Source organism: Anaeropeptidivorans aminofermentans (assembly GCF_940670685.1).
GTDB classification, from domain to species: Bacteria; Bacillota; Clostridia; order Lachnospirales; family UBA5962; genus Anaeropeptidivorans; species Anaeropeptidivorans aminofermentans.
Genome location: NZ_OW711693.1, coordinates 1,920,010 through 1,937,785, shown reverse-complemented (window position 1 = coordinate 1,937,785; position 17,776 = coordinate 1,920,010). Strand labels below are relative to the sequence as shown.

At 36.3% G+C, this 17,776-nt stretch carries 14 protein-coding genes; 12 read left to right on the top strand and 2 right to left on the bottom strand.

What is annotated here, in order from left to right:
* Nucleotides 1-16 precede the first annotated feature (16 nt).
* Nucleotides 17-994, bottom strand: coding sequence for a hypothetical protein (locus NBX03_RS08045; protein WP_250227273.1), 978 nt, complete (start codon nucleotides 992-994; stop codon nucleotides 17-19).
* 525 nt (nucleotides 995-1,519) lie between these two features.
* On the opposite strand from NBX03_RS08045, the gene lepA reads away from it, so the two are divergent.
* The 6 genes from lepA to dnaJ all read left to right on the top strand — a co-directional run bounded on the left by lepA (nucleotide 1,520) and on the right by dnaJ (nucleotide 9,428).
* A complete protein-coding gene (gene lepA, locus NBX03_RS08040; protein ID WP_250227272.1) occupies nucleotides 1,520-3,331 on the top strand; it encodes a translation elongation factor 4 in 1,812 nt (603 codons plus the stop codon).
* Between the two features lie 4 nt (nucleotides 3,332-3,335).
* On the top strand, nucleotides 3,336-4,466 hold the full coding sequence (gene hemW, locus NBX03_RS08035) for a radical SAM family heme chaperone HemW (protein ID WP_250227271.1): 1,131 nt from the start codon (nucleotides 3,336-3,338) through the stop codon (nucleotides 4,464-4,466).
* A gap of 185 nt (nucleotides 4,467-4,651) precedes the next feature.
* Entirely contained in the window at nucleotides 4,652-5,698 is a 1,047-nt protein-coding gene (gene hrcA, locus NBX03_RS08030) for a heat-inducible transcriptional repressor HrcA (protein WP_250227270.1), read from the top strand.
* A gap of 21 nt (nucleotides 5,699-5,719) precedes the next feature.
* Entirely contained in the window at nucleotides 5,720-6,271 is a 552-nt protein-coding gene (gene grpE, locus NBX03_RS08025) for a nucleotide exchange factor GrpE (RefSeq protein WP_250227269.1), read from the top strand.
* A gap of 113 nt (nucleotides 6,272-6,384) precedes the next feature.
* The gene (gene dnaK, locus NBX03_RS08020; protein WP_250227268.1) at nucleotides 6,385-8,220 is read left to right on the top strand and encodes a molecular chaperone DnaK; all 1,836 of its coding nucleotides are present in this window, start codon (nucleotides 6,385-6,387) and stop codon (nucleotides 8,218-8,220) included.
* Between the two features lie 71 nt (nucleotides 8,221-8,291).
* Entirely contained in the window at nucleotides 8,292-9,428 is a 1,137-nt protein-coding gene (gene dnaJ, locus NBX03_RS08015; RefSeq protein ID WP_250227267.1) for a molecular chaperone DnaJ, read from the top strand.
* A 40-nt stretch (nucleotides 9,429-9,468) separates the two neighbouring features.
* Here the strand turns inward: dnaJ and NBX03_RS08010 are convergent, their stop codons facing one another.
* Nucleotides 9,469-9,618, bottom strand: a complete 150-nt coding sequence (locus tag NBX03_RS08010) for a hypothetical protein (RefSeq protein WP_250227266.1) — start codon at nucleotides 9,616-9,618, stop codon at nucleotides 9,469-9,471.
* 730 nt (nucleotides 9,619-10,348) lie between these two features.
* On the opposite strand from NBX03_RS08010, the gene NBX03_RS08005 reads away from it, so the two are divergent.
* From NBX03_RS08005 to ylxM, 6 genes are all read left to right on the top strand, one after another.
* On the top strand, nucleotides 10,349-12,523 hold the full coding sequence (locus NBX03_RS08005) for an N-acetylmuramoyl-L-alanine amidase family protein (protein ID WP_250227265.1): 2,175 nt from the start codon (nucleotides 10,349-10,351) through the stop codon (nucleotides 12,521-12,523).
* Nucleotides 12,524-12,900: 377 nt separating this feature from the next.
* Nucleotides 12,901-14,034, top strand: coding sequence for an ATP-NAD kinase family protein (locus NBX03_RS08000; RefSeq protein WP_250227264.1), 1,134 nt, complete (start codon nucleotides 12,901-12,903; stop codon nucleotides 14,032-14,034).
* A gap of 41 nt (nucleotides 14,035-14,075) precedes the next feature.
* Nucleotides 14,076-14,624, top strand: a complete 549-nt coding sequence (locus NBX03_RS07995) for a TIGR01440 family protein (protein ID WP_250227263.1) — start codon at nucleotides 14,076-14,078, stop codon at nucleotides 14,622-14,624.
* Between the two features lie 567 nt (nucleotides 14,625-15,191).
* Nucleotides 15,192-16,517: a hemolysin family protein gene (locus NBX03_RS07990; RefSeq protein ID WP_250227262.1), complete on the top strand. Its 1,326-nt coding sequence runs from the start codon at nucleotides 15,192-15,194 to the stop codon at nucleotides 16,515-16,517.
* Between the two features lie 212 nt (nucleotides 16,518-16,729).
* On the top strand, nucleotides 16,730-17,305 hold the full coding sequence (locus tag NBX03_RS07985; RefSeq protein ID WP_250227261.1) for a DUF4275 family protein: 576 nt from the start codon (nucleotides 16,730-16,732) through the stop codon (nucleotides 17,303-17,305).
* A 116-nt stretch (nucleotides 17,306-17,421) separates the two neighbouring features.
* Complete coding sequence (gene ylxM, locus NBX03_RS07980) at nucleotides 17,422-17,757, top strand: YlxM family DNA-binding protein (RefSeq protein ID WP_250227260.1); 336 nt, start codon at nucleotides 17,422-17,424, stop codon at nucleotides 17,755-17,757.
* The last annotated feature ends 19 nt before the right edge of the window (nucleotides 17,758-17,776 follow it).

Here is a 17,776-nt window from a genome sequence, read left to right as displayed (position 1 = left end):
CACCTTTAGTTTAAATTTAATTTTGATACATGTTTTTTGATTTTAAATCATCAAGTTTTAATGAAATGTCAAAACCTTCATATTTTATTTTCTGATTTATATATACGGCGGCTGAGAAAATTCCATTAAGGGGTGTTAAAATAACTGAAAAAACCGCCGAGAACATATAATCAAAATAAACCGTTGAAACGGATAAAAAAGCCGCAATATCCCTTGGAAACAGAAGTTCTATAAAGGCCTTGCCTATTCCTAAAAACGCAGAAAAGCTGTAAGAAGCAATATACATGACTAAATAATATATAGCGACTGTCCCAAGTATTTTTTTGAAATCTTTTTTTATAAGGGCAAATCCCTTTGAAACGGCAGACATAAAATACTTCTTTTCAAATATTGCGATAGGAACAGAGGCTATGGTGATTGTCATGCTTATAATTCCTGTTATTAATAGGGCAATAATAAAAAGAACTGTAATTATTATAGCAAGCCATATATCAGTGAAGCCTGTATTAATCATATTGAATAAATAATAAAAATATCCTACGCTTAAAGCTGCTATAAATACAAAAAGAGGAATAAGCACAATAAATTGAGCAAAAATAACGGTTAAAACCGGTATAAATTTCTTAAAACATTGCTTAACAATATCCTTTAAAGAAGGTTTTTCACCAATGTAAGATTTATAGGCAAGTATAATATTTCCTGTGCTGTAAAGGGCGCTATGCAAAGAAGAAGCAAATAGAATCAATATAATAAATACAGCAACAGATAATATCATCATAGTGGTGTTAAAATCCGAATAGCCAATGTTTCCGATAAAAGTAGCCATAACAGCAATTACACCTAAAAAGATTACTACAAATAAAATTACTGAAAAAATAATACTGAAAATCATAGAAAGGGCTATCTGCTGCCCGAAGGATTTCTTATATATTTCAATTACTGCATCTAAAAGCTCGGCAGTATTCATATAGTAGTATTTTAATTTTTTTCTCACATTTCCACCGCTTTCTCATATGATAAGAGTTATTTTATCACAAAAATTAAGTATTTCCTATAAATATAAATATTTTAGCAAATGATTATTAATGATATAATTGTTAAATAGAAAAAAGAGAGCTTAAAATAAATAGGTAAAATTTGCGGATAATAAAAGGTTCAATGTTTAAATTAAAGAGATTTCAGCAATATTCCTATAGGTATTCAATAATTCTTGTATAACATTAAAATGCTATGGTATAATGTGAATGCCTTCTCCCATGCGGGAGAAGGCATTCATGAGTACATTTCATGGAGCGGAATGTACGAATGCTGTTTTTGGGGAGTACATTCTGCAAAGAAAAATGTACTCATGTTATGTTTCGGAAGGCGTATGTTTCATGAAGTGAACTATACAAATATTGGTTTTAGACAGCAAATATTATATAGATAAAATTTTTATTCCTAAAGTAAATTTTAATATATTCAAAGATTATATATTTATGTTACAATACAGTGGATTGAGATAATTTGGAGGAAATAAATGAGAGTTAATCAGGATAGAATAAGAAATTTTTGCATAATAGCTCATATTGACCATGGAAAATCTACCCTTGCCGACAGGCTTATCCAGAAATCAGGCTTGCTTACAGAAAGAGAAATGCAGGAGCAGGTTCTTGATAATATGGACCTGGAACGGGAGAGAGGCATAACCATTAAGGCTCAAGCCGTTCGCCTTATCTATACCGACGAAAACGGAGAAGAATATATTTTAAACCTTATAGATACGCCTGGCCATGTAGACTTTAATTATGAGGTTTCAAGAAGCCTTGCCGCCTGTGAGGGCGCTGTTCTTGTAGTTGACGCCGCTCAGGGGGTTGAGGCCCAGACTCTTGCAAATGTGTATCTTGCTTTAGATAATAATCTTGAAATTCTTCCTGTTATAAATAAAATAGATTTGCCAAGCGCCAATCCCGAAAACGCCATTAAAGAAATAGAAGATATTATCGGAATCCCAGCGCAGGATGCTCCGCTGATTTCTGCCAAGGCCGATATTAATGTAGATGAGGTATTTAAAAGAGTTATTCAGGATATACCGGCGCCTTCCGGCGATCTTGCAGCGCCTTTTAAAGCCCTTATTTTTGATAGCTTCTATGATGCTTATAAAGGTGTAATTGTTTTTATGAGGGTTGTAGACGGAAAGGTTTCAAAAGGCGATAGAGTCAAATTTATGGCGACCAAAAAGGAGTTTGAGGTTGTTGAAACAGGTTTTTTCGCTCCCGGAAAGTTCATCCCTTCAGACGGATTAAACGCAGGAGAAGTTGGCTATATTACGGCAAGCATTAAAAACGTAGGGGATACAAGAATCGGCGATACAGTAACAAACGCAGATAATCCGGCCAAAGAGCCTTTCCCCGGATATAAGAAAGTAAACCCTATGGTATACTGCGGCATATTCCCAGCAGACGGCTCTAAATATCCTGATTTAAGAGATGCCTTGGACAGGCTTCAGCTTAATGATGCCGCTCTTAATTTCGAACCGGAGACCTCGGCGGCTTTAGGCTTTGGCTTTAGATGCGGATTTTTAGGCCTTTTACACCTTGAAATCATTCAGGAAAGACTTGAAAGGGAATATAATCTTGACTTAGTTACTACTGCTCCAAGCGTTATTTATAAGCTTTATATGACAGACGGAACGGAAGCTCAGCTTTCAAACCCCAGCGATATGCCTGATATTACCCGAATAGAGAGAATGGAAGAACCTATCGTTAAGGCGGAAATTATTCTTCCGTCGGAATATATAGGTACAATCATGGAGCTTTGCCAGCAAAGGCGCGGGGAATATGTAAGCATGGAATACCTTGAAGAAACAAGGGCAAGGCTTACTTACAATATGCCTTTGAATGAAATTATATACGACTTTTTTGATGTTTTAAAAAGCAGGTCCAGAGGATATGCTTCCTTTGACTATGAGCTTATCGGATATAAAGAATCAAATCTTGTAAAGCTTGATATCCTTGTAAATAAGGAAGTTGTAGATGCCTTAAGCTTTATCGTTCACGCCGGCACCGCTCAGGAAAGAGGAAGAAAAATGTGTGAAAAGCTTAAAGAAGAAATCCCAAGGCACCAATTTGAAATTCCTATTCAGGCTTCTATTGGTAATAAAGTAATCGCAAGAGAAACCGTCCGTGCCGTAAGAAAAGACGTTCTTGCAAAATGCTATGGCGGGGATATTTCAAGAAAGAGAAAGCTTCTTGAAAAACAGAAGGAAGGAAAGAAGCGTATGCGCCAAATCGGAAGCGTAGAGGTTCCCCAGTCTGCATTTATGTCTGTGCTTAAGCTTGACGAGGAATAGTTTTATGAAAGATACAGGAATATATATTCATATCCCTTTTTGCCTTAGCAAATGTCTTTATTGTGATTTTACATCCTTCAGAGGCAGAGACGGTATGTATGAAAGCTATAAAAACGCTTTGCTGAAGGAGATAAGAAATACTCCTCTTTTGGAAGAATACCTTATAAAGAGCATTTTTATAGGCGGAGGGACACCGACAGTCCTTCCTCCTAGGTTTATTTCAGAAATAATGGAGGAGCTTTCAAAGCTTCATATAGCAGATGATGCGGAGATAACAATAGAGGCAAATCCTAAAACATTAAATATGGATTATCTAAGAGTTTTAAAATTCTCCGGCATAAACCGCCTTAGTATGGGCCTCCAATCAACGGATAATACTGTTTTGAAAAAAATAGGAAGAATTCACAAATACGAAGACTTTTTAATAAACTATAACGACGCCTTAAAGGCAGGCTTTCACAACATCAGTGCAGATATTATGTTCGGCCTTCCCGGGCAGGATATTGAAGGGTTTTCAAATACCGTTGAAACCATATCAAAGCTCGGATTACGGCATATATCCGCATATTCCTTAATCATAGAAGAAGGGACCCCTTTTTTTGATTTATATGAAGAAGGAAAATTAGACCTTCCGGAGGAATCAGAAGAAAGAAAAATGTATTATCTGCTTATAGACACTCTTTCTTCAAAGGATTACATTCACTATGAAATTTCAAATTTCTCGAAAAAAGGCTTTGAATCCCAGCATAACATCAGATACTGGGAAAGAGGAGAATACTTTGGCTTCGGGCTTTCTGCCCATTCTCTTGTGGAGAATGTACGATACGAAAACACAGAGGATTTAAGTTTTTATATAGAAAACAGTTCAAATTTAAAAAATATAAGAACAAATTCCCATGAAATTTCTGAAAAAGAAGCCATGGAAGAATTTATGTTTCTCGGCTTAAGGCTGATAAAAGGCATAGACGTTGAAAAATTCAAAAAAACATTTGGAAAAGACATTTTTTCCGTATATTATGGGACTATTCATGATAATATAAAAAAAGGGCTCTTACTATATGAAGCCAATCGGATTTTTCTTACAGCCAAAGGCCTTGATTTATCAAATATGGTAATGGCGGATTTTCTTTTTTAAAAAGTCAAAAAATCTTTGGGAAGTTTTATTCAAGATCAGACAAATAGGAATTAAAAAAAGTATTTATATATGAAAGTAATAAAAAAGTTTAAAATTCACTTGACAGAATGGCTTTCAAGTGATAAATTTTAATCATGAATTAGCACTCACTTGATTAGAGTGCTAACAAAACAGGATGTGATCATATGATGCTAAATGATAGAAAAATTAAAATTCTTGAAGCCATTATCAATGATTATATTTTATCAGCAGAGCCTATCGGTTCGAGGACTATTGCGAAGAAATATGATCTCGGTATTTCTTCTGCTACCATTAGAAATGAAATGAGCGACCTTGAGGAAATGGGTTATATCGTTCAGCCTCATGCCTCAGCGGGAAGGGTTCCTTCCGACAAGGGTTACAGGCTCTATGTAGACAGGCTCATGCAATACCGTGAGCTTACAAAAGAAGAAGTTGAGTATCTTCAAGGAATCATTATAAATAATATTAACCATATGGAATATTTAATGAGAGAGACTGCAAAGGCCATCTCCGTACTTACAAACTATACGACAATTGTTTCGGAGCCGGAGGTTACAAGGACCAAAATAAAGCATTTGCAGCTTATTCCCATGGATGAAAGCTCTGTGGTTGTGGTTTTGATTACAGACAATAAAGTAATTAAAAATCATATTATAAGGGTGGCCCATGCCCCTCAATATGACGAGCTTAATAAGCTTTCTTTGGTTTTGAATAATGCTTTTTCAGGAAAGACCATTGAAGAAATATCAGGTACTTCCTGTGACGATATCATTTCAAAAATAGGCGGGGTAAATGACAGTAAAACCTTTGAGTTAATTATTAATGCCATTAAACAGCTTGTTGCTCAAGAGGATAATATAAAGGTCTATACTTCAGGGGTTAATAATATTTTAGAGTTTCCTGAGTTCAGTGACATAGAAAAAGCAAGAAATATTTTCAGAACCTTTGAAGAAAAGCAGATTCTTATAACTCTTTTAGGAAAGGACGCCGCGGATAAAATAGAGGTTGTAATAGGCTCTGAAAATAATATCGAACAATTAAAGGATTGCAGCATCATAAAAGCCAATTACAAATATGGAAATAAATCTCTGGGGGCCATAGGCATAGTCGGTCCTACGAGAATGGATTATTCCCAGGCGGTATCTGTGCTTTACGGAATAGTTAAAAATCTAAATCATCTAATTTATTATATAACAAACGATTCACCATAAAAACAGAAAGGGGTCATTTAATTGGCTAATAAAGAAAAAGGCTCTGCCAGTGGCAATGAGGAGTCTATAAAAAACTCAGAGGAAATAATAGAAGAAAACATGGCAGAAGTTTCGGAAATTGACGCTTTAAAAGAAGAGCTTGAAAATGAAAAAAAAGAAAAGGAAGAGCTTTTCGATAAGCTTCAAAGAAGCCTTGCGGAATTTGATAATTTCAGAAAGCGTACTGTAAAAGAAAAGACTACCATGTTTGACGATGGTGTGTCATCAGCCGTTTCCGGGCTTTTACCTATTGTAGATAATTTTGAAAGAGCCTTGAAATCCTTTCCGGATAAAGAGGATAATATATATAAAGGCATAGAAATGATATATAATCAGCTTATTAATTATCTTTGTGATATGGGCGTATGCTGTATTGATTGTGTAGGGGAGAAATTTGACCCTTCCTTTCATAACGCCGTAAGCCATGAAGAAAATGAAGAATACGATGAAAATGTCATCATAGAAGAGCTTATGAAGGGATATAAATATAAGGACAAGATTATAAGACCCTCTATGGTAAAGGTAGCAAATTAATAAAGTTTAAATAATTAAAATTCTTTAGTTAAACAAAAAGATGGATACCTTGCTTTGTTTAATTATGACTATACAAATAGATTAATAAAATCAGATATTTTGGAGGAATAAATATGAGTAAAATAATAGGCATTGACTTAGGAACAACAAATTCATGCGTAGCTGTAATGGAGGGCGGACAGCCGGTTGTAATACCAAACTCCGAGGGCGCAAGAACAACCCCTTCTATCGTTGGATTTACAAAAACAGGCGAAAGGCTTGTAGGTGAAACTGCAAAGCGCCAGGCAATAACAAACCCCGACAATACTGTAATGAGTATTAAAAGAAAAATGGGGTCCGATTATAAAGTAAATATTGACGGAAAAGGATATTCTCCTCAGGAAATATCTGCTATGATTCTTCAGAAGCTTAAACAAGATGCAGAAAGCTATTTGGGAACAACAGTTACAGAAGCTGTTATAACCGTTCCTGCATACTTTACAGACAGCCAGAGACAGGCTACAAAGGACGCGGGAAAAATAGCAGGCCTTGATGTAAAGCGTATCATAAACGAACCTACGGCGGCTGCCCTTGCTTATGGTCTTGATAATGAAAAAGAACAGAAAATCATGGTTTATGACTTAGGCGGCGGTACATTCGACGTTTCTATTATTGATATAGGCGATGGCGTTATAGAAGTTTTAGCAACCAGCGGTAACAATAACCTCGGCGGCGATGATTTTGACGAAAGAGTGATGGATTATATCGTAGCCGAATTCAAAAAAACCGAAGGCATTGACTTAAAACAAGACAAAATGGCGATGCAGAGAGTAAGGGACGCTGCTGAAAAGGCTAAAAAAGAGCTTTCAACAGTTACTACCACAAATATTAATCTTCCTTTCATAACAATGAATCAGGAAGGCCCAAAGCACCTTGACGTGACGCTTACAAGAGCAAAATTTGAGGAATTAATTTCTGATTTAGTTGAAAAAACATTAGGCCCTGTTCAGACAGCCTTAAAAGACGCAGATATGAGCGCAAGCGAGCTTGATAAGGTTCTTCTTGTAGGCGGCTCCACAAGAGTTCCTGCCGTACAGGAGGCTGTTAAAAAGCTTACAGGCAAAGACCCTTTCAAAGGAATCAACCCCGATGAATGTGTTGCCTTAGGCGCATCTATTCAGGGCGGTAAATTAGCCGGTGACGAAGGCGCAGGAAGCATTCTTCTTCTTGACGTTACGCCTCTTTCTCTTGGTATAGAGACCCTTGGCGGCGTTGCTACGAAGCTGATTGAAAGAAATACGACAATACCTACAAATAAAAAGCAGATTTTCTCAACTGCTGCGGATAATCAGACAGCCGTTGATATTGTAATCGTTCAAGGGGAAAGACCTCTTGCAAAGGATAATAAAATGCTCGGCCAGTTCAGGCTCGACGGAATTGCTCCTGCTCCAAGAGGAATCCCTCAGATAGAAGTAAGCTTTGATATAGATGCAAACGGTATCGTTAACGTTTCCGCAAAAGACCTTGGAACAGGCAAAGAGCAAAAAATAACCATTACATCAAGCACAAATTTAAGTGATGAAGATATTGACAGAGCCGTTAAAGAAGCAGAGCAGTATGCCGAGGCAGATAAAAAGCGTAAAGAAGCCATAGACGTAAAAAATAATGCGGATTCTATGATTTTCCAGACTGAAAAGGCGCTTAAAGACCTTGAAGGTAAAATTGATGACAGCGAAAAAGCAAGCGTTGAAGATGAGCTTTCAAAGCTTAAAACCTTAAATGAAGGCATGAACATCGAAAACATGAGCGATGCCGACGTAGAATCTTTGAAGAATGCTACAGAATCTCTTACTCAGGCATTTTACAAAATAAGCGAAAAGCTTTATCAGCAGGCCGGCGGACAGGATCCAAACCAGCAAAATCAAAACCCCGGTGACGACGTAGTTGACGGCGACTATAAAGAAGTGTAGAATATATAGCTGTGATTTAATAAGCCGGATAAAATCCGGCTTATTAAAGGTAAATGAACGGGCGGTGTATAATGGCGGATAAAAGAGATTATTATGAAACCTTAGGCGTATCCAGAGGCGCCACAGAGGATGAAATAAAAAAAGCATATAGAAAAATGGCAAAAAAATATCATCCTGATGCCAATCAAAATGACAAGGCTGCTGAGGAAAAGTTTAAAGAGGTAAGCGAAGCCTACGATGTTTTAAGCGACCCTCAGAAAAAGGCTGCCTATGACCAGTTTGGCCATTCTGCTTTTGATCAGACAGGCGGCGGTGGGTATAGCTACAGCGGTCAGGGCTTCGATATGGGCGATATTTTTGAAACCTTCTTCGGCGGCGGTTTCGGAGATGTCTTCGGCGGCAGAGGGGGCGGAAGAAGAAACGGTCCCATGAGAGGCGCAGACGTTTCCACAGGCATCAATATTACCTTTGAAGAATCCTTTTTTGGGGCTGCTAAATCCATAACCTTGCCTATGACAGAAACATGTGAAACCTGCAAGGGAACAGGGGCAAAGCCCGGAACAAATGCCCAGAGCTGTAAAAACTGCGGCGGAACCGGGCAGGAAAGATTCCAGCAGCAGACCATGTTCGGTACCATGACAAGTGTAAGAACCTGCCATGTATGTAACGGCTCAGGAAAGATCATTACCGATCCGTGCCCGACCTGCGGAGGTAAAGGCAAGGTAAGAAGGTCAAAGACCTTTGAAGTAAATATTCCGAAGGGCATTGATAACGGCCAGACTATAAGGCTTGCAGAAAAAGGTGAACCAGGGGAAAATGGCGGCCCAAACGGCGACCTTCTTATAACGGTTTATGTACAGCCTCATAAATATTTCAGAAGAAATGGAAACGATATTCATCTTGATTTTCCTATAACCTTTGTTCAGGCGGCTCTTGGTGCGGAAATTAGTATTCCTACTATGGAGTCTGTGGAAAAGCACAGCATAAAAGCCGGAACTCAGCCTGATACAGTCATTACATTAAAGGGAAAGGGATTTCCACTACTTAGAAATTCAAGAATATCAGGAGATATGAAAATTACTCTTAAACTTAGCGTTCCTACAAAGCTCAGCGAAAAGCAAAAACAGCTTTTGAAGGAATTTGCAGAAGAGGGCGGAGAAGAATACGACAGTAAAAAAGGTTTTTTCTCTAAATTTTTTGGAAATTAACATATAAAGAAGCAGCAGGCTTATAAACCTGCTGCCTTTTTTATTGCTTATCCTTTTTGCATCTTGAGCTGAAATAAGCACAATCAGGGAGCCCTTCTGTTTCCGTATCCAAGAAAGGCATGGAAAGCTTATTTAAAGTGCATTTTCCGTCTACCTGATAAAGGCAATCATTTGTACAGTTTATATCCATAAGATTTTCATTCCTTTCCTGAAAGCTTACAGTAAATTATTATAAAGAAGTAATCAAAACCGATTCACCTAACTTGTCACTGCCTAAGTTCACAGGGTATTCTTGAATCACAACTGCCCTGTTTTTTACATTGCTCAAAAACACAGATTCCTTTCGGAAACATAATGAAATTGTCTTTATACTGCAATAGATTAATGATGATTTTAATATATAAAATCCAATAAAGATAATTTCATAAAACACGAATTATTATATTTCTAAACTATATTTTTAATCTAAGTGACTATATGGTTTTGTTGCTGTTTAATTTATTTCAGTAATTATAGAAGCTTTTTATAGTATGTCCAGAAAATGATCTTATATTTATTTTATCATGATTTTAGAGCTTCCAATTAAAAACTGGTTGAGTATTCCAAAATATTTAATATTATTACATTTTTATTTCATCTTCGTTAAACAAAGAAAAATTTAAATATTTCTGATATAATATGACTAAAATCAGATTTTATCTGATTTTAGTCACGAATACATTTTCTAAAGGAAAATGTATGAGCAAAAACTATAATTATAACACAACGCATAGGCAAATAATAAAATTAAGCTTATTTAATTTTATTCATGAATGCATTTCCTTTGGGAAATGTATGAGCAAAAACTATGATTATAACACAAAGTATAAGCGAATAATAAAATAAAGTTTAAATACAGTAATTTTGACTTGGAGGATAAAATGAGAAGTAAAATACTTAAGAATCTGGTAGTTGCATCCTTTATGACAACTATTTTAACTATAAATACATATGCGATGGAAACCGTTGAAATGAATCTCACCTATGACGGAAAATCCCATAAATACAGCGCTAAAGAAATCACTCTTATGATTGATGACAGAAAAATAGAGAATTTGACTATGCCGCCTGTTATCATAAACGATTATACTCTTGTTCCCGCAAGAGAGGTATTTGAGGAACTGGGGGCCATAGTAGGCTGGAACGGCGCCACTCAGGAAGTTTATGTGGCTTATGGGGCCGATCTTGTAGTACTGCAGATAAATAATTCCGTAGCTAATTTAAACGGTAATCCTATTATTATGGATTCTGCACCTAAAATTATAAACGATAAGACAATGATTCCGATTCGGTTTGCTTCGGAAGCATTGGGTTTTCAAGTAGGCTGGGACGGCACAAATAGAATTGTCTCTGTAAAAAGCCCTGATACTTTCGAGCCTCTTCCTGAAATCCCCGCCGATAATGTTGATGATTCAGATGAAGTTGACCATGAGACAAATCAAGGAAGCGTAGTAGATGAGGGAGCATCAAATACAGGAGATATGGTTCCTGCAGTTGACGTATCCAATTCAAAAATAGAAGAAAGAAGCTATCCCGAAACTACCGTAAGCAATTTAACGCCTCCTTCTGGAAGCAATCATTCGGTTATCATAAATGCAAGTTCTGAAATAAGTAAGGTTGATAAATTTCTTTTGCCGGATAACAGGCTCGTTATCGATATTTATAACAGCGATATGCAGCTTCCGAAAACAGAATACACCGTTTCAACAGGGGCTGTTAAAAAAATAAGGGCAGCTCAAAATCAAGTAACGCCGCAAAAGGTAACAAGAATTGTATTAGAGCTTGAAAGCGGAGTAAATTATGCCGTTTCTCTTTCCGGCGACAGAAAATCCTTAAGCGTAAATTTTGAGAAAAACAGCATACAGGACGTTTCCTTTAATTCCGACGGAAATTATGAATATATAACGATTACAGGCGCTAAAAGCCTTGGGCCGGAGATTACTTCTCTTTCAAATCCTGAAAGACTTGTTGTGGACTTTTCATTTACGGATATAACGGCAGGCGAGCTAAATGCCAACGGAAAATTTGTTCAAAGCATACGCAAGGCGATGTTTGACGAACAGACAGGAAGAGTGGTTATTGAGCTTAAAAGCAGAGTTAAATATACGGTTTCCTCAGCAGGCAATAGTGTTACTATTCGTCTTGAAGAGCCTACTTATAAAAATATAAGCTACGATGGAGAGCAAAAAATAATTACTCTTAAAAAGAACCCTTATAACCCCATAAATATTAATTCCATTATCCATACGGATCGGTATAATGATTATAAATATATTCTTACCCTTCCGGGCAATTATCAGGATATTTACGGTTACGGGGAATATGAAATAAATGACTCAAATGTAGGCAGCATAAGCCTTGTAACAACAGGCAGCAGTACCCAGATAACTATAAATGAAAAGAAGGTTTTTGCCCTTAAGATATACGAAGACGGTGAAAATATTTATATAGGCCTTAAAAACCCGAAAGAAGTATATTCAAAGGTCGTTGTAATAGACCCGGGCCACGGCGGAAGCGACCCCGGTACTTCAGGTCATGGGATGCAGGAAAAGGTTCTTACGCTTGATATAGGGCTTAAGCTTAAAGCGATTTTAGAGAAAAATTATGAAAAAACAGGTATAAAGGTTTATACCACAAGGGCTGAAGACGTGTATGTATCAAGGTTTGACAGAGCACCATTTGCAAATGATATAGGGGATCTCTTCGTATCTATCCACCTTAATTCGGCACACCCGAACCCTGTTCCAAACGGTACGGAAACTTATTACTATCCCCATGCAAATGACAGCACCATAGGAATTTCTACGTTGCAGACGGCAGAAATTTTCCATAAAAACCTTATTAACACCTTGCAGCTAAACGACAGAAAGGTTAAAAAAGATTCATTTACAGTAATATTGGATACGAAAATACCTTCTGTCCTTTGTGAAATAGGCTTTTTAAGCAGCGAAAGCGACGCGCAGAAACTTTTGGCCGAAGAATTCAGAGAGCTTACGGCGCAGGCCTTATACGATTCCATAATTGAAGTATTCGGTGTATATACGCCTAAAAGATAGTCTTTCTCCCCTTTTGGCCTAGCCTTAAGGGGATTTTTTATATAAAAAGGCAAGAATTCAGGGAATATAGTAAATTTAAAGTTAAATAGTAGTAAAACCGTATATTCACGAAGGCTCAAAACATACCGTTTCCGAAGGAAATCGGTGTTTTTGAGTTTGAGGGGAACAGGCTTTTGCTGTTTTTTCATAATAAATTTACTGTAGATTAGCTTGATTCAAAGATGCCCTGTGAACTTTTGAAGCGATGATTTTGATTACCTTGCAATCCAAATTTTATACTATAAAATTAAACTATAAGTATATGAACTTAGCTTGCACTTTTTGCATTAAAGCCGTAAAATAATACAAACGATTTAATTATAAAGAGGTGACGTTCTATGGACGAAAAAATAAAAAAACTTGGTATTATCGTAAACCCTATTGCCGGCCTTGGCGGAAAGCTTGCCCTTAAGGGAAGCGATTTAGAAGATATTTTAGAAAAAGCAGAGGCTATGGGCGGCGTACCGGAGGCCCCTAACAGAATGAGGACGGCATTAAAGCTAATTTTTCCTTTAAATGAAAAATTAGAAGTTCTCACATACGGCGGAAATATGGGAGAAGATATTTTAAAGAAAGAAGGCTTTCATAACGTAAAAGTTCTGGGATTTCCTGAAAACAATAAAACCACATCGGAAGATACGAAAAAGGCTGCACGACTTATGGCTGATGAAAAGCCCGATTTGATTTTGTTTGCCGGAGGCGACGGAACGGCAAGGGATATATATGAGGCAGTCGGCGAAAAGGTTCCTGTTATGGGCGTTCCAGCCGGCGTAAAAATCCATTCTTCCGTATATGCAACGACCCCTACCAATGCAGGCACAGCCGCAAGAGATTATTTAGACGGGAAAATAACCCACATTAAAGAATCAGCTGTTATGGATATCAATGAGGAGCTTTTTAGAAAATCCATAGTAGAAGCCAAATTATACGGATATATGATCGTTCCGGACGCCGGAGAGAGAATTCAGAATATTAAAAGTGCAATTCATTCAGAAGATGACGATTTAATCGGAATCGTAGACACTGTAATGGAAAGTATAGAAGATGATATATATTACATTATAGGTCCGGGAAGCACGACAAAAATACTCATGGATGAACTTGGAATAGAAGATACACTTCTGGGCATAGATATTATAAAGAATAAAGCGCTTTGCATGTCTGACGTTACGGAAAAAGAGCTATGGGAGCTTTTAAATAAAGAAGATATCCCTGCAAAGCTAATTGTAACCATTATAGGAGGCCAGGGAAATCTCTTCGGAAGAGGAAACCAGCAGTTAAGCCCAAGGGTTATAAGAAAAATCGGCATAAAAAATATTATAGTAATAGCAACCGAGCATAAAATAGCAGAGCTTGGCGGAAGGCCCCTCGTAGTAGATACAGGAGATACGGAGCTTGACGAAGCTTTAAGCGGATATATAGAAATAATAACAGGATATAATAAAAGCGCCTATCATAAGGTTCATAATTAATTATATAGTTTAAAATAGAATTCTACAGGGGAGGTATAGATATGGACATAGCTATGAATAATATAGTATCTGATACAAAAGACGCAATTACGGAGTTTCTTAATTATATTAGAATACCCAGAGGAGAAGTATTCGTTCTTGGGGCCAGCAGCAGCGAAATATTAGGCGCAAAAATTGGAAAAGGCTCAAATGCCGAAATTGGTGAAGCCATAATCAAGGAAATACTTCCCATTTTTAATATGAGAGGTCTGTTTTTAGCGGTTCAGGGCTGTGAGCATATTAATAGGGCCCTTGTAATAGAAAAAACTGCCACTTTAAGGTTTGACTATGAAATCGTAAGCGTTATTCCTAAGGGCCATGCAGGAGGCTCTTTTGCAACAGCCGCCTATAAATTTTATGAAGAGCCGGTAATGGTTGAAAAAATCAACGCCTTTGCAGGAATTGATATCGGAAATACCTTTATTGGAATGCATGTAAGATATGTTCAGGTACCTTACAGAGGCTCTATAGAAAAAATCGGCAAGGCAAATATAAATTATCTTTACAGCCGCCCGAAGCTTATCGGCGGGGAAAGAGCGGAATATAAATAGAAATTTTCAAAAATCATAATTTTATCAGTATTTATTTAAGCATATGCGTATATGTTGTTTAGAGAAGCAGAAAATAAAAGAATAGGGGGAGTATATTAAATGTTTGATTATATTTGCCTTATTTTTGTTCCATAGGGTTCAAAATAACATTGGAGTTAAATAGTTAAAACTGATAGAATATCATAGTAAGTTATAGGAGTAAAATCAGGTTCTTAATATTAAATGGTAACAGCATTTTTCCTATTTAAAGTAAAACAAGATTAAAGGAGTAACAAAAGCCTATTTTTCATAAACGGCTTAATATATAAAAACCCTATATTTAAGCCATTCACAATCAACAAGATAAAAAGAAGTTTGTTGACCATAAAGGGACTCTCGTCTAGCTTAGTTGTAAGTGTTTTTAGGTTTACTGAGTATAAAATATATGGTTTTTGTTACTGTAATTAATTTGTTTCACTATACCTTATAAGCTTATAATATGAATACATTTCACGTAGAGAAATGTATTTGTAAAGCCTACGCTCATGAAACAATATATTTTTAAAAATTTTGGAGGATGAATCAATTTTGCTACAAGATGTTATAATTCTTGCAATACTCATTTTAGTCAACGGCTTTTTTTCAAGTGCGGAGCTTGCGGTATTGTCTGTTAATCCTAATAAGATAAAATACCGAGCAGACCGGGGCGACAAAAAAGCAATTCTTATTAAAAAGACACTTGAGCATCAAGACAATTTTTTATCTACTATTCAGATAGCCATAACCCTCGTAGGCTTGCTTTTAGGTGCATATGCAGGGCAGACTTTCGCAGATCCGATTATAAGCTTATTTGTTAGATTAGGTCTTTCACCAGCAGCGGCACATTCTGCCAGCTTAAAAAGCGGAGTTGTTATTTTAATTACCATACTTCTTTCTTATTTCCAGCTTGTTTTAGGTGAGCTCGTTCCAAAAAGACTTGCTCTTAAGAAAACTGAATTCATGGCGGATCTTGTTGTTGGTCCTGTAAATTTTCTTGCTGTAATCTGCAAGCCCTTTGTTAAGCTTTTAAGTATGTCTACAAACGCCGTGGTAAGGCTTTTAGGCATAGACCCCAATGAAGATACGGAGCAGGTTACAGAAGAAGAAATACGTATGATGGTTGACGCAGGAAGCGAAATAGGAAATATCGATGAAAACGAAATGGAAATGATTAATAACATCTTTGAATTTGACGATAAAACCGCCGAAGATGTTTCTGTTCACAGAACGGATATTGTTGCTATTGATATTGACGACGACCTGAGTGAAATTATTCCTTCTATATGGGAAATGAAGTATTCAAGGGTTCCCGTGTATGAAGATAATATTGATAATATCATAGGTATCCTTCATATAAAGGATATTTTAAAGTATATTATTGATGAAAAAATCGATGTAAACGCCAATATAAATATTGATTTAAGAAAAATCCTTAGAAAGGCTTATTTTGTTCCTACATCTAAAAAAACCGATGAGCTTTTTGCAGAGATGAAGCTTAATAAAGTCCATATAGCTATCGTTGTAGATGAATATGGCGGAACCTCGGGTATCGTAACCATGGAGGACCTTGTTGAAGAAATCATGGGAAATATATTTGACGAATATGACGATGAAGAGCTTCCTGAAATAAGGCAGATAGATACGGGAACTTATGAAATCATAGGTACTGCAAGCCTTGATTTAGTCGAAGAGACTTTGGAAACGAATCTTCCCGATGACGAATATGAGACTTTAAGCGGCTTTTTAATAGGCCAATTAGGATACATACCTAATGACAATGAAAGGCCGGAGGTTGAATTTAACGGCGTGCTGTATAAGATTTCGGAAGTTGAAGATAAGAGAATTTCAAAAATAATAGCCTGCAAGGTAGCATAATAAAGCCGCTTGTTCTGACGCAAAATATAATTTTAGCGAAATATTGCAGGAGGATTGATAAAGTTCCAAAGGAACTTTATCAATCCTCCATTTTGACAGAAATTAATTCCGTCAAAAATTAAATTCTGGGGCGTTAAACCCAAAATCTGATTAAGTATTTTTTATATGTTTATTAAGGTCGCCTTGCGGCCTTTTTATAAAGAGGTGAGGCCATGCTTGAATGCAAATGGATAAATTTTTTTGAAGAAGAAGAAAAAGTTCTTGCCATAGAAGATAAAGAAGAGCAGAAAATTCGTCTTGAGCTTCTTGAAGAAATAATGGATAAGATAAATTCATACAATCAAAGAGAAGAAGCGTATCTCTATCTGCAAAAGCGAAAAGAAATTATAGAAAGAGGCGTAATTTTCACAGAAATTGAGAATGTAAAAGGCCTTAGAGCAAAATGGAGTAAAATATTTGCCCATGAAATAAGTCCCCAGGTAAAAAAAGAAATATACTATCAAAGTTTTAAATGGCATATTTTCAGCTATGAAAAAGTAAATGCCTTAACCCGCAAAAAGGCAAGGGCAGCCTTCGATAAATATGAAAAATCAATAGCATTTATTTTCTATGAACATAGCGATAAAGCCTTTTTGGCAGAAAATGCACATTTGCTAAAATCTAATGATTTTGATATGGATTATGATATTTATATATTTAATCCTATTGAAAAATGGACCTATGTACATACCCATGAAACCGTCCAGTGCGGGCCCTATTTTTATCAAATAAAGAATCAAAACGAATAATTTTATATTTAATTCTTGACATATGCCCTGTAATATAATAAAATATGAGAAGTCCTATAAAGGAGTAATACTTGATAGCTTTTGCCGCAGGTAATATGCGGGTTTGGAGTGCTGTTATGGACAGTATTTTATTTAAAAGCCTCATCTATGATTTTTATAACGAGCTTCTTACAGAAAAGCAGAAAACCATATATGAGCTTTATAATCATTTCGACATGAGCTTAAGTGAAATTGCTCAAAATATGGATATAACGCCCCAAGGCGTTTCAGATATTCTCAGAAGGAGTGAAAAAGTCCTTAACAATTATGAGAATAAGCTTAACTTTGTTCAAAATTATCTGAAAAATCAAAAAGAACTTAACGAGATATCGGTGCTTATAGACAAGCTTGATATAAAAGATAAAGACCTAAAAGAAGAAATTCAAAGAAAAATTAACTTGTTAAAAGAGTAATTAAGGCAGTAAAAGATGG